At 51.1% G+C, this 13594-nt stretch carries 11 protein-coding genes; 4 read left to right on the forward strand and 7 right to left on the reverse strand.

Features of this window, described 5'->3' with window-relative positions:
• Nucleotides 1-70: 70 nt before the first annotated feature.
• The 3 genes from alaS (at nt 71) to BD749_RS02130 (ending at nt 5806) form a co-directional block, all read left to right on the forward strand.
• Nucleotides 71-2704 carry an alanine--tRNA ligase gene (gene alaS, locus BD749_RS02115; RefSeq protein WP_101442721.1) on the forward strand — a complete coding sequence of 878 codons (2634 nt, stop codon included), beginning with the start codon at nt 71-73 and terminating at the stop codon, nt 2702-2704.
• A 391-nt stretch (nt 2705-3095) separates the two neighbouring features.
• Nucleotides 3096-4553 carry an Asp-tRNA(Asn)/Glu-tRNA(Gln) amidotransferase subunit GatB gene (gatB, locus tag BD749_RS02125; RefSeq protein WP_180336296.1) on the forward strand — a complete coding sequence of 486 codons (1458 nt, stop codon included), beginning with the start codon at nt 3096-3098 and terminating at the stop codon, nt 4551-4553.
• 143 nt (nt 4554-4696) lie between these two features.
• Nucleotides 4697-5806 carry a TlpA disulfide reductase family protein gene (locus BD749_RS02130; protein ID WP_101442724.1) on the forward strand — a complete coding sequence of 370 codons (1110 nt, stop codon included), beginning with the start codon at nt 4697-4699 and terminating at the stop codon, nt 5804-5806.
• A 142-nt stretch (nt 5807-5948) separates the two neighbouring features.
• Here the strand turns inward: BD749_RS02130 and BD749_RS02135 are convergent, their stop codons facing one another.
• From BD749_RS02135 to BD749_RS02145, 3 genes are all read right to left on the reverse strand, one after another.
• Nucleotides 5949-6593, reverse strand: a complete 645-nt coding sequence (locus BD749_RS02135) for a hypothetical protein (protein ID WP_101442725.1) — start codon at nt 6591-6593, stop codon at nt 5949-5951.
• Nucleotides 6594-6607: 14 nt separating this feature from the next.
• Complete coding sequence (locus tag BD749_RS02140; protein ID WP_101442726.1) at nt 6608-7138, reverse strand: acyl-CoA thioesterase; 531 nt, start codon at nt 7136-7138, stop codon at nt 6608-6610.
• An 86-nt stretch (nt 7139-7224) separates the two neighbouring features.
• Nucleotides 7225-7887 carry a protein-L-isoaspartate(D-aspartate) O-methyltransferase gene (locus tag BD749_RS02145; protein ID WP_101442727.1) on the reverse strand — a complete coding sequence of 221 codons (663 nt, stop codon included), beginning with the start codon at nt 7885-7887 and terminating at the stop codon, nt 7225-7227.
• A gap of 229 nt (nt 7888-8116) precedes the next feature.
• Here BD749_RS02145 and BD749_RS02150 point away from each other — a divergent pair, with 229 nt between their 5' ends.
• Nucleotides 8117-8704: a riboflavin synthase gene (locus BD749_RS02150; protein WP_101442728.1), complete on the forward strand. Its 588-nt coding sequence runs from the start codon at nt 8117-8119 to the stop codon at nt 8702-8704.
• 3 nt (nt 8705-8707) lie between these two features.
• On the opposite strand, the gene BD749_RS02155 is transcribed toward BD749_RS02150, so the two are convergent.
• From BD749_RS02155 to hemF, 4 genes are read right to left on the reverse strand one after another with little or no spacing between them, the layout of a single operon-like run.
• Nucleotides 8708-9640, reverse strand: a complete 933-nt coding sequence (locus BD749_RS02155) for a DUF4249 family protein (protein WP_101442729.1) — start codon at nt 9638-9640, stop codon at nt 8708-8710.
• 4 nt (nt 9641-9644) lie between these two features.
• Complete coding sequence (locus tag BD749_RS02160) at nt 9645-12017, reverse strand: TonB-dependent receptor (RefSeq protein WP_101442730.1); 2373 nt, start codon at nt 12015-12017, stop codon at nt 9645-9647.
• A 43-nt stretch (nt 12018-12060) separates the two neighbouring features.
• Nucleotides 12061-12648, reverse strand: coding sequence for a phosphatase PAP2 family protein (locus BD749_RS02165; protein ID WP_101442731.1), 588 nt, complete (start codon nt 12646-12648; stop codon nt 12061-12063).
• Between the two features lie 2 nt (nt 12649-12650).
• Nucleotides 12651-13550, reverse strand: a complete 900-nt coding sequence (gene hemF / locus BD749_RS02170) for an oxygen-dependent coproporphyrinogen oxidase (protein WP_101442732.1) — start codon at nt 13548-13550, stop codon at nt 12651-12653.
• Nucleotides 13551-13594: the final 44 nt, after the last annotated feature.

Below are 13594 nucleotides of genomic sequence, written 5' to 3' on the forward strand. Positions count from 1 at the left end.
AAAAATTCTATATTTTTTGTTATTAAACAACAAGTATAGCAGATTGTATCTAAAGGCTTAATAATCATAGATGAACTCAGCTGAGATTAGACAAAAGTTTCTTGACTTCTTCGCGCAACGGCAGCACCAGATCGTGCCGTCGGCACCCCTTGTGGTAAAAGACGACCCCACCCTGATGTTTATCAACTCAGGTATGGCGCCCTTTAAAGACTACTTCCTGGGCAATAAACCAGCACCGTCCAAGCGCATTGCCGACACTCAGAAATGTCTGCGCGTATCGGGCAAGCACAACGACCTGGAGGAAGTAGGCTACGACACCTACCACCACACCATGTTCGAAATGCTGGGCAACTGGTCATTCGGCGACTATTTCAAGAAAGAAGCCTTGGCCTGGTCTTGGGAGCTGCTCACAGAGGTATACCAGCTGCCGAAAGACAGGCTGTATGTGTCGGTGTTTCAGGGCGACGATTCGGAGAACCTGCCGATGGACCAGGATGCCTATGACATCTGGAAGTCGATGATCGCGGAAGACCGCATCCTGATGGGCAACAAAAAGGACAACTTCTGGGAGATGGGCGATACAGGTCCCTGCGGTCCGTGCTCGGAGATTCACGTTGACTTGCGTACGGCCGAAGAGCGTGCGCAGGTAGACGGCAAAACACTCGTGAATGCTGATCATCCGCAGGTTGTCGAAATCTGGAACAACGTATTTATGGAGTTCAACCGTTTGGCGGATGGCTCGCTGGTGAAACTGCCTGCGCAGCACGTCGATACAGGTATGGGCTTCGAGCGTTTGTGCATGGCCATCCAGGGCAAGCGTTCCAACTACGACACCGATGTGTTCCAACCGCTGATCCAGTTCATCGCTAAAGAGGCGGGTGTGGTTTATGGCGAAAACGAAAAGACAGACATAGCCATTCGCGTAATGGCCGACCACATACGTGCCATTGCCTTTGCCATTTCGGACGGACAGTTGCCGTCCAACAACAAGGCAGGCTACGTGATTCGTCGTATCCTGCGCCGTGCGGTCAGGTATAGCTTCACTTTCCTGGACTTCAAGAAGCCTTTCCTGTACAAACTGGCTGCCGTGTTAGCGGACCAGATGGAGAATGTATTCCCAGAACTAAAGGCACAGTTGAGCTTTGTGCAGCGTGTGATTGAGGAGGAAGAAAATGCTTTCCTGCGTACGCTCGAGAACGGTTTGAAGCGCCTGGATGCTTTAGAAGCTAAATTCAGAGAGAACAATAACACCATCGATGGCAAAACTGCCTTCGAACTGTACGATACCTTCGGTTTCCCGCTGGACCTGACTGCCCTGATTGCCCGTGAAAAAGGCCTGAAGGTAGACGAAGCTGGTTTCGGGGTGGAAATGGAGCAGCAGAAGAACCGCTCCCGCAACGCTTCCGCGCAAGAGCAAAGCGACTGGGTGATCATTCAGCCGGACGTGGAAACAGAGTTCCTGGGTTACGAACATGACATAGCGGACTCGCATATTGTGCGCTACCGTCAGGTGAAAACTAAGAACAAGAGCGAGTACCACATCGTGCTGGATCGCACGCCTTTCTATGCCGAGAGCGGCGGACAGGTAGGAGACACAGGCTACCTGATTTCTGCGACCGAGCAGATCGAGGTACTGGACACCAAAAAGGAGAACGACCTGATCCTGCACATCACTTCTAAATTGCCACAACATGTGGAGGCTACTTTCAGAAGCGAAGTGGACTTTGAGCGCCGCAACCTGATTCGTAAGAACCACTCGGCTACACACTTATTGCACGCCGCTTTACGTAAAGTTTTAGGTGAGCACGTGCAGCAGAAAGGATCCCTGGTAAACGAAAAAGTACTGCGCTTCGACTTCTCACACTTCTCTAAAGTTACTGACGAGCAGCTGCGTGAAGTAGAAACGATCGTGAACCAGCGTGTGCGCCAGGCAATCCCTTTGGAAGAACAGCGGAACATTCCGATTGCCGAGGCCAAAGAGATGGGCGCCATGGCGCTCTTCGGTGAGAAGTATGGCGAGTTTGTACGTGTGATCGCTTTTGACCGTGACCACTCCGTAGAGCTTTGCGGCGGTACGCACGTGTACAATACCGGCGAGATTGGCTATTTCAAGATACTCTCTGAAAGCTCTGTAGCTGCAGGCGTGCGCCGTATTGAGGCTACCACAGCAGCATCGGCCGAGGAATACATGCAGCAACAGTTGAACGAGCTGAATGCGGTACGCGAAGTGCTGGGCACACACAGTAACATATCCGGTGCTGTGCAGAAGCTGCAGGAAGACAACAAAGCCCTGCAGAAGCAGCTCGAGCAATTTGAGCTGAAGCAACTGACTTCACTTAAAGAAAGTCTGGTGCAGAAAGCACAGTCCATCGACAGCGTGAACTTCGTGGCCGAGAAAGTAGATGTCAGCACAGCTGACTACCTGAAGAAATTGGCATTCGACATGCGTCAGGCAATAGAAAACCTGGTGCTGGTGCTGGCCGCTGAAATCGACGGTAAGCCACAGATTGCGGTGATGCTGTCAGACAACCTGGTGTCTGACCGTAAGCTGAACGCTAGCCAGATGGTGCGTGAACTCGCCAAGGAGATTAAAGGCGGCGGTGGCGGACAGCCGTTTTATGCTACGGCCGGTGGTAAGGAAGTTGCTGGCCTGCAGGCAGTCCCTACGAAGGCGCAGGAGCTCGTTAAAAGCTTGTTGGCATAACAGATAAAGCTTGGAAGCTCCTTATTTACATAAAGCAAAAGCACTATACAAGGTCATTTGGTATTCCTTTGGAGCGGCCGTCCTTATGTCTATAGCCTTAAGGGCCTTCGACTTGCAAGGGTATTACTTAATGGACTTACTAGTGGGAGTACCTGCTTTACTGGCGTTTGCCATTGCACCAGTAGGTTTGATTTATATTGTGAAGAGTTACCTTAAAAAGGAGAGTTATAAGAATCAGAAACTTTTATACCTGTTCGGTATGCTATTCTTTAATCTTATTGTTGTTGCAATGGTTTTCGTGATCATTTCAGACATAAGTAAGCTATTCTAATAGCAGTAGCAAAGATAAATAGTCATATTCATCAGGATAAGTATTCTTGCGATAAGCATCATGGATAAAGAGATAAGAGACAAATACCAGGCAATCATCGGTCTGGAAGTACACGCCCAGCTGTTGACGGAGAGCAAGGCCTATTCGTCGGACTCTACAGAGTATGGCGTGATGCCGAATACCAACCTAAGCGTGATCACACTGGGCCACCCGGGCACCTTGCCGCGCATCAACAAAAGCGTGGTGGAGATGGCCGTGAAAATGGGTTTGGCAACGAACTGCGAGATTACCCGCTACAACATCTACGCCCGCAAGAACTACTTTTACCCGGACCTTCCGAAGGGCTACCAGATCACGCAGGACAAAACACCTGTTTGTACGGCTGGTCACCTGGTGGTAAAAGACGCAGAAGGCAATGACAAGCGCATTGGCATCACACGCATCCACATGGAAGAAGACGCGGGTAAGTCCATGCACCTGGCAGGCGAGACGGAAACGCTCATCGACCTGAACCGTGCTGGTGTCCCTTTGATCGAGATCGTTTCGGAGCCGGACATCCGTGATTCGGAGGAAGCTTACAACTACCTGACGGAAATTCGCCGACTGGTGCGCTACCTCGAAATTTGCGACGGTAACATGGAAGAAGGCTCGCTGCGCTGTGACGCCAACATTTCGGTGATGCTGAAAGACTCTCCGCTTTGGGGTACCAAGGTGGAGGTGAAGAACATGAACTCGTTCCGCAACGTGCAGCGTGCCATCGAGCATGAAATAGAGCGCCAGATCATGGTGATCGAGAATGGCGGCAAGATCGATTCTGAGACACGCAACTTCGACGCGAATACAGGCACAACAACAGCCATGCGCTCTAAGGAGACGCTCAACGACTATCGTTACTTCCCCGAGCCAGACCTGCCGCCATTGGTAATTGAACAGGAGTGGTTGGAGCGTATCAAAGCCACCATGCCGAGCCTGCCACAGGAGCTATACAAGCGCTTTACGCAGGAGTTTGGCTTGTCAGAGTATGACGCAGGTGTATTGACCGACGCAAAAGAAATTGCGCTCTACTACGACGAGCTGTGTAAGCACACCAAGAATTATAAAGGTGCCGCCAACTGGGTAACGGGTCCTGTGAAGTCATACCTGAACGAACTGCAACTGCACATTAAGGACTTCCCGCTGCAGCCGCACGCCATTGCCGAGATCATCACGCTGGTGGACGAGAACAAGGTAAGCCACTCTGTAGCTGCCAAGAAGATCTTCCCATACATGCTGGAAAACCCTGGTATACCGGCACACCAGGTAGCGGAGGAGCAGAACCTGCTGCAGGAATCTGATTCTGATGCACTAAAAGCGATCGTAGCTGAAGTACTTGCTGCCAATCCTCAAAAAGTGGAAGAGTACAAGGCTGGAAAGCAGTCGCTTATTGGTATGTTCATGGGCGAGATCATGAAGAAAACCAAAGGCAAAGCCGACCCGAAAGCGGCAAACAATTTGTTGCAGGAAGGACTCAAAGCTTAACTAGTTCGGACACAAGATGTTTTGACAAAAGATGAAGGAGGCGCTTTCTTAAAGCTTCAACCAAAGATGTCAAAACACAGGGTTTTCAGATTTTAATAGAAAACCTGACTTGATCCTTTGTCAAACAGTCAATGAATAAACATATGAACCTAAAGAAGTATGTAGTACTGGCTTCAGCGGCTGCGCTTATGGCCAGTTGCCAGGGTAACAAATCCGCTACAAATGGCAGTGCTTATACCATTGAAGGAAGACTGCAGAACGCCACGCCAGGTCAGATTTTTCTGTTTGAACTAGGAGAGCAGCAGTTTATCGCCCGCGATACGGCTGATATTAGTCAGGATGGCACATTCACTTTTCAAGGGGAGGTTTCTGAACCTACTTTGTACCGACTTGGGCTTGACCAGCAGAATGCGATGATGATGGTTTTGGAGAATAAAGCTATTAAGGTGCAAGCCGATGCACGCGATCTGAACAGCACGGCTAAGTTCGAGAACTCAGAAGATTCAGAGCTTTTCCAGCAACTGAATAAAATGGTGACCGAGAACCGTCAGAAAGAAATGGCGCTGAGCGAGCAGTTTAACCGTGCCATGTCGGAAGGCAAAACCGAGGAAGCTGAAGGATATAGACAGCAGTATTTGAATCTGCAGAAAGATGTTAAGAGTTTTATCGCCAAACATCCAAACTCGATCGTTTCGGCTTTTGGTACGCTGAGCCTTGTCAACCCGCAGCTGGACTTTGCCTTTGCTGATAGCATGCTCACGCTTTATACCCAGCACATACCGGAGTCAAGGTATACGAAAACACTGACGGAACGCCTCAGTTCGCTGCGCACAACCGCTATCGGCTCTGTGGCACCTGACTTTAAGCTTCCAACGCCAGAAGGAGGCGAGATTGCACTCTCTTCGCTCAAAGGCAAGTATGTGCTGATCGACTTCTGGGCCAGTTGGTGCGCTCCCTGCCGCAAAGAAAATCCGAATGTTGTGAAGATGTACAACAAGTACAAGGATAAAGGCTTTGAGATTTTTGGGGTGTCGCTCGACCAGTCGCGTGAGAAGTGGTTGAAAGCAATTGCCGATGACAAACTGACCTGGCCGCAGGTATCCGATCTGAAAGGTTGGGAAAGCGCCGCCGCTCAACTGTATCAGGTTGATGCGATCCCGCAAACCATCCTACTCGACAAGGAAGGTAAAATAATCGCAAAAGGGCTGAGAGGAGAGGAGTTGGAAGCTAAAATTGCATCGCTCGTAAACTAAGGTTTATTTTAAGCAATTGAAATAAGAAAAGCCCCTCCTGATCGGAGGGGCTTTTCATTTATAGATCAACTCTGAATCAAAGATACTTTGTGCGGTACATACCTATAAAAACAAGGTACTTAGACATTAGGTATAGCACTTTCTATTTCTTAAATACACGCTGCAGGGCACCCCACAGCAATTTCTTCTGGTCCTTATCTCCGTCTAGCACGGCCAGAGACTGCGAGAAAACCACAGGCACATTACCCACCAGCACGGGATTGTAGAGCGTGAACTTTTCGTGTGGCAGCTCTGTGTCCAGTCGGCTGGCAAAACTCAGAATGTAGTTTGTGCGGTGTGTGGCGGAAAGTGTTTCAAACTTAGTAGTCGCACCCGAAACATTATTTACGAAGGCCACATCAGCAGGGCCAAAACCGATCGCAGCCAGAATCTTGATCAGGAATTCGGACTGAGGCAGCGCTTTGAACGCGGTGCCCGGTAAAGTAACCAGCACGACCAGGCCCTTGCGGTTCTCACCGATCACTTCAAATGTCTTCGGTTCCGCTACTTTTTCAACTTTCGGCAATTTAGGTATAGCGGCTGCAGTTGGGGCAGACCGGTTGTCAGCTACAACAGGCGTTTCATGCGTATCCGGAACAACAACAGGTATAGCAGTTTCTTCTGCCACCGGCGCAGGTATAGCAGCACTAACCTCACCGAAGTTTTCTTCGGGAATCAAGTAAAGCGTCTCCGGCAAAAAGTGGCGGAGAAAATCGCTGTTCAGTTCTTCTGGGGTCAGTGCTGTCATTCGTTTAGGTAAGCTTATTCCTGATCTTCCTTTAGATCAAAGATGGAGCGCAATTCATTGGCTTCACTCGGTTTCATACGTCCTGCCAACACCAAGCGCAACTGTCGGCGGCGCAGCGCACCATCGTACAACCTGATCTCCTCCTCTGTTTCCGGCACGGCCTCCGGCACATCAATCGCCTTGCCGGACTGGTCTACAGCTACAAACGTGAAGAAGGCTTGGTTCGACATGACTTTCTTACCGGATGGGATATCTTCGGCATACACCACAATGTGCACTTCCATAGAAGAAGAAAAGGCACGCGTAACTTTGGCCTCCAAGGTGACTACGTTTCCTAGCTTGATGCTCTCTGCGAACGAAACGTTGTCTACTGAAGCGGTTACCACAATGCGGTTGGAGTGCTTCTGAGCGGCGATGGCCGACACAATATCCATCCAGTGCATCATTTTGCCGCCCATCAGGTTGTGCAGGGTGTTGGTATCGTTCGGCAATACCAATTCGGTCATGATCACGTAGGATTCGCTTACTTTTTTCTGTTTACGCATGTGAGTTCTATAAATTCTGTCGCAAAGATAGGAGACAGGAGCGCAAACAAAAAGCTGCGTATCAATTTAGCTGGTTTTATGCTGTCTTATAATGAGGACTTGTCCCAACCTGATTTACCAAGCAGAGGCACAAACTTAAAGTCAGCGAACTCTTCCTGCGTGAACTCGCTTTCGGAGGTGCGGGTAATGCGCAACATTTTCTGACTCGATTCACCACCGACCGGAATTACCAGTATGCCACCGATGTTGAGTTGGCTCACAAGTGTTTTAGGTATACCGGGGGCACCGGCCGTCACGATGATCTTGTCAAAAGGCGCGTGTGCCGGCAGCCCTTGCGAGCCATCGCCATGGAAGGTGTGGGGAAATAACCCGTAGGTTCTGAAGAACTTCACGGCCTTGTCGTAAAGTGGCTTGTTGTATTCGATAGTATATACTTTAGGCGTGATCTGCAGCAATACGCAACACTGATAACCCGAGCCGGTGCCGATCTCCAGCACTTTGTCTGTGGGTTGCAGCCTCAATAATTCGGTTTGAAAGGCAACGGTGTAGGGTTGAGAAATGGTTTGTCCTTCACCGATTGGGAAGGCTTTGTCCTGGTAAGCCTGCTCCAGAAAGGCTTTCTCAAAAAAGAAGTGCCGGGGTACTGTTTCGATTGCCGCCAACACCCGTTCATCGCGTATACCTTTGTCTCTCAACTGTTTTACCAAGGCGCGGCGCATGCCTTTGTGTTTGTACAAATCTGTCTGCATTTCCCTTTGAGTCTGAATACTTTCAAATATTACACGAGCTGTTCTGATACAGGTTTAGGCCTACAGGGGGCCCATCGCAAAGCTCGTGTATGCGAAAATAAGCATACCTGCCCAGAGTTACCTAACCCGATCGCATAATAATCTCTTCCATCGTGCCGATTTCCCTCGGCGTGACCGTGTTTTTGAGCTAAATCGTAGCTAATTTTGTATACAAACAATTCCAGACGACATGTTTACAGGTATAATAGAAGGTATGGGCCAGGTACAGGCCATTTCGGAAGAGGGCACGAACAAGCATTTCACTTTGTCGGCCCCATTCACGCATGAGCTGCAGATCGACCAGAGCGTGGCCCACAACGGCATTTGCCTGACCGTCGTGAACATCGCTGAGAATTATTATACCGTAACAGCCATTGACGAAACACTTCAAAAAACTAACCTCAACAGCCTGCAAGTTGGGGACAAAGTGAACCTGGAGCGCTGCATGACGGCAAACGGACGTTTTGACGGGCACATTGTGCAAGGGCATGTGGATCAGGTGGCGGTTTGCGAGTCTGTAGAAGACCAAAATGGAAGTTGGCTCTTTACCTTCCGCTACGACCCGACTTTAGGAAATGTAACCGTGGAGAAGGGTTCTGTTACTGTCAATGGGATTAGCCTGACGGTTGTGAACTCCAAAGAGGATCGTTTTTCTGTAGCAATCATCCCGTACACTTATGAGCATACCAACCTGCACCAGGTGAAACCGGGTTCTACGGTCAACCTGGAGTTTGATATCATCGGGAAGTATGTTGCTAGGTTGCTTGGGAAAGCTTAACCGTTACTCCACTACAATCCGGTGATAGGTAACGCCGTAGCCGCCCCATATACCCAATCCGCCGTTAATATTTGACCGCGTCGTGTTGGGCGACCCGATTGGGGACCCGTTGTTGTTGCGCTCATTCTCCAGGGTATACCAAAAACGATAATGAGACAGATCGACCGCAGCCCAGCGCACCACGATCGTATCGCCTTTACCGAAATAGCTGTAGGTGTCCAGATCTACTTCTTGCCCGCGTGGTTCGCCCCGGTCCAGCGGGAAACTCAGGCTACGCACACCGTTAATCAATTCGTCGTTAAATACAGAGGTAAAGTAACCTGGGTAGAAAGGCTCACTGTTGCGCTTGGTGAAATAACGGATACTGTTACCCAATGTGTCGGGATCCTGGTAGCGATAAAAGAGTGTAAACAGACTGTCCTGCTTAGGGTCAGGATGTAGCTGCAGAAAGAGTTCTTGAAGCGGATTTAGTTGGGGAATTGTCGTGGAGGAGGTAAGCACTTTGCCTTCGTGGCTGATGCGCAACTGGTAACTTCTACCGACTTCGCCCTTCAACTCTTCGGAAGTATAGACATAAAAAACAAACTTACTGCCGCCAGTCAGTTGTGCCTCAGGTATAGCATACTGCTCCGACACCACCCGGCGCAGCTCAGGCCAGAAGGCAGCGGCAGGCAATTCTTTCAAGGTATAGCTTTTCCCACCTGAGCTCACCACTACCTGCGCGCCATGCACAAAACTACCTTCCAGATCAGCAGGCGAAAACCCCGCGAAAACAGGCATGCTGCGTGTGAGTACAACTACAGGAGGCGCATCTTGCTCTATATGCCCTTCTACCACCAGTTGCTCCTCGCCAGCAGGTATATCAAGGGTCAAATTCTCTTCGCAGGCGAGGAGGGAAGAAATGATCCATAACAGAAGCCAGATTCTGATTTTCATAAACTTACCATTTAAAGTTCCAAGTGACAGAGGGCAACGGGAAAGGGATCAGTGATACTTTTTTGGCCTGCACTTTTGTGTCATTACTGTAGGGCGTTCCCTCACTGTCGATGAAGTACAGAAATGGGTTGCGACGTCCATACACATTGTAAATCGCAAAGGTCCAGCTCGATTGCAGTCTCATGTATTGTTTTCCTTCCAGCGTAGCCGAAAGGTCGAGGCGGTGCAGGGGCTCCATCCGGAAGCTGTTGCGGTCGCCGTACTGGTAATTGACTGTTCCCTCTATCAGGTAGCGCCGTTCGGGCATGGTGGTCGCCTGCCCGGTGCCGTAGACAAAGCTGCCGCCAAAAGTCCAGCGGGGGCCTAAGGTATAGGTGGCCACCACCGACACATCGTGGCGGCGGTCGAAGCGGGCAGGAAAAGTGCGTCCCTGGTTGATGTCGGGGAAGGTTCGGTCGGTGCGCGATAAGGTATAGCCGACCCAACCCTGTAGCTCGCCGTAGTTCTTGCGCAGAAAAAACTCCGCCCCATACGATTCGCCACTGCCACGCACAAATTCATATTCCAGGTCACGGTTGCTAGGCCCGGCGACAAAGCCCTCGCGGTACTCCAGCTGGTTTTCCATGGTTTTGTAGTAAAGCTCCACCGACCCTTCGAACATATTCTGTTTAAAACTCTGGAAATACCCTACTGCGTACTGCGTCGCGCGTTGCGGTTCCACAAGGGCTGAACTCGGCACCCAAACATCCAGCGGCAGTGTGGTATAGGCATTGGAGACCAGGTGGAGGTACTGCGCCGAACGGGTATAACTGGCTTTGATAGACGAAGCCGCCGTTAAGGTATAGCGGGCCGAAAATCGTGGCTCCAGCGCCTGAAAAGTCTTCACACGCTCCCCAGAAGCATACTGCAGCGAATCTGTAGCCCGTTCATTCTCATCGAATTCATACAAGGTAAAAGGACCGATCTGCGCAAAATAACTGCCTCGTATACCTGCACTCAGCAAAAGCCGGTCGGTGATGTTCCAATCGTCAGACAGGTATAGGGCTGCCTGATGGGCCGATTTGGAAAGGATTCGGCCGGTGGAGAAAACATCGCCTTCGGCTGTCTCGGCACTGCCAGTGCGGGGGCGCAAGGTATGGTGGGTGTACTGCAAGCCATATTCAAGCTGGTGCCGTGCGGAAGGAGTGTACACAAAATCGACCTTGGCGGAATAGTCCCGCACGCCGGTTTCCAGACCGGTCGTGATATCAGCGAAATCCCAGGTAAAATCAAAGGCATAATCGCTCAGTATACCCGAAACCTCCATGGTGTGCCTGTCTGAGAACCGGTGCTGCCAGCGAACGGTGGCAGCAGCGTTTCCCCATTGGAAATCAGCCACAAAGCGTCCGGATGATAGTTTCAGCGAGCCCACGTCTTTCCCATAGTAGCCGCTCAGGTATAGCTTATCTTTAGGCGATAAGCTATAGGAAAGTTTTCCGTTGAAATCATAGAAATGATAGGGCACGCCACCCTGCTCTGTATTCCGCAGAAAAGGGCCGAACAAAACATCCACATAGGTGCGCCGGGCCGAGAAAATAAAGGCGGCCTTGTCTTTCACCAGCGGGCCCTGCAGCGTTAGGCGGGAGGCGATCAGCCCAATGCCGCCCTCTGCCTGCAAACTGTCCGGACTGCCTTCGCGCAGCTCCACATCCAGTACCGACGAGAGGCGCCCGCCATACCTGGCCGGCATATTGCCTTTGATCATGGTGGCGTTGCTGATGGCGTCGCTGTTGAAGACCGAGAAAAAGTTGAGCAAATGCCCCGGATTATACACCACCGCCTGATCAAGCTGAATCAGGTTCTGGTCGGATCCGCCGCCGCGCACATAAAACCCCGTGTTGCCTTCTCCGCCAGACTGCACGCCTGGCATCAGCTGCACGGTTTTCATAATGTCAGTCTCACCAAACAAAACCGGCAGGGTCTTGACTGCTTGCATTGGGATGTCGAGCTCGCCCATAGTGGCGGTTTGGGTGATGGGTTTAAAACGTGTGCCGATTACCTCCACTTCGCGGGTACTGTAGGTGGCAGGCTCCAGCAGCAGATCCAGCGTTTCGTTGCGGTAGAGTTGCAGCGACATTTCCTGGCTTTCGTAACCGATGTAGCGAATAATCAGGGTATAGCTGCCGGCCGGGGCCAATAGACTATACCTGCCATCGGGTTCCGACACTGTGCCAATGGCGGGTTGCTCTTTCAAGCTGATGAAGGCGCCGGCCAAGGGCTCTGTGGTGGCGGCATCGAGCACACGGCCACGCAGCACAAAGGTATCCTGCGCCCGTGCCGGCAGCACAGACAACAGGAAAAGTGGCAGAAACAGGTATAGAAAGTGTTGTAATTGCAAGTCCGGAAATCAGCTGTTCTAACAATACGACAGAAACAGCGGATTATGACAAAGGTTTGTGCTGAAAGCGGGTATATTTTTGAAGCCACAGCCGATAGCCAACCACCGCCAGCATAGCCGTGCCAGTACCAACCAAGGCGCCTCCTACCACATCGCCCGGATAATGCACGCCCAGGTATATGCGGCTATAGGATACCACCACGGCCCAAAGCACCAGTAATATTTTGAAAATGAAGTAGCGGTCGGAGAGGATCAGGTTGAAGAACACCGCCAGCGCAAAACCCGTGGAGGCGTGCGACGACAGAAAACCAAACTGACCACCACAACCCTGCACCAGATTCACCATGGCCGAGAGCTCCGGGTCGTGGCAAGGACGCAAACGGGCAAAATAAGGTTTGAAGATGCCCGAGGCCACATAATCGGCCAGCCCTATACCTACTACCGCCATCAGCAGCATCGGGATGCTCTGCAATTTGTAGCGCCAGACGATGTAACCGATCAGCAGCAGGTAAAAGGGAATCCAGAAATACTTATTTGAGACCGTTACCATGACCGTATCCCAGAACGGAGATTGTTGATCGTTCAGGTATAGGAACAGCTCCTGGTCGAGTTTCTCCAGTTGATCGAGCATGCTTACTTGATATTGATCCAGTCAATGTCCTTCTTCAGATAGCTGAGCGTCTTTTCTTCCGGTCCGCCCGGTTCCGGCTGGTGGTTGTATACCCAGGAAGCGTGCAGCGGCAGACTCATCAGGATGGACTCTATACGCCCATTGGTGGCCAGTCCGAATTTAGTGCCCCGGTCGTACACGAGGTTAAACTCCACATAGCGGCCCCTGCGGATGAGCTGCCATTGTTTCTCCCGCTCGGTATAAGGCAGGTTACGGTTCTCGTTAATGATCTTGGTATAGAAAGGCGCAAAAGCATAGGCCACATCGCGCACAAAGGCAAAACGCTGCTCCAGGCTGATCTCGTCGGTTGCCATCAGGCGGTCGAAGAAGATACCACCCACGCCTCGGGTTTCCTGGCGGTGCTCATTGTAGAAATAATCATCGGCCCACTTCTTGAACTCCGCATAATAGGAGGGGTGGTGCTTGTCGCACACGGCTTTCATGGCCTCATGAAATTCACGCGCCTGTTTCACATCCACGTAAATTGGGGTGAGGTCGATACCACCGCCAAACCAGGCCGTACCGTTGCCGGCCTCAAAGTAGCGCACGTTCATGTGCGTGATGGGCACCATCGGGCTGTGCGGATGCATCACCACCGAAACACCTGTCGCGAAGAACTTTGGATCGGGCATTTGCAGCATTTTCAGGAATTGCGGAGAGAGCTCGCCCTGCACTGCCGAGAAGTTGACACCGCCTTTCTCAAGCACGTTGCCGTTTTCAATGATACGGGAAATGCCGCCACCCCCTTGTTCGTGCTGCCACTCATCTTTCTGGAATGTGGCGCCGCCATCGCAGTGCTCTAGGTCGCGCACCAGATCCAGCTGGAACTGGCGCATAAAAGCTTCAACTTCTTCTCTGAACATTTTTCGCTGTAATTACTTTGACACATAGAAAGGACAATTTGGCG

The sequence above is a fragment of the Pontibacter ramchanderi genome, from assembly GCF_002846395.1.
Classification (GTDB): Bacteria; Bacteroidota; Bacteroidia; order Cytophagales; family Hymenobacteraceae; genus Pontibacter; species Pontibacter ramchanderi.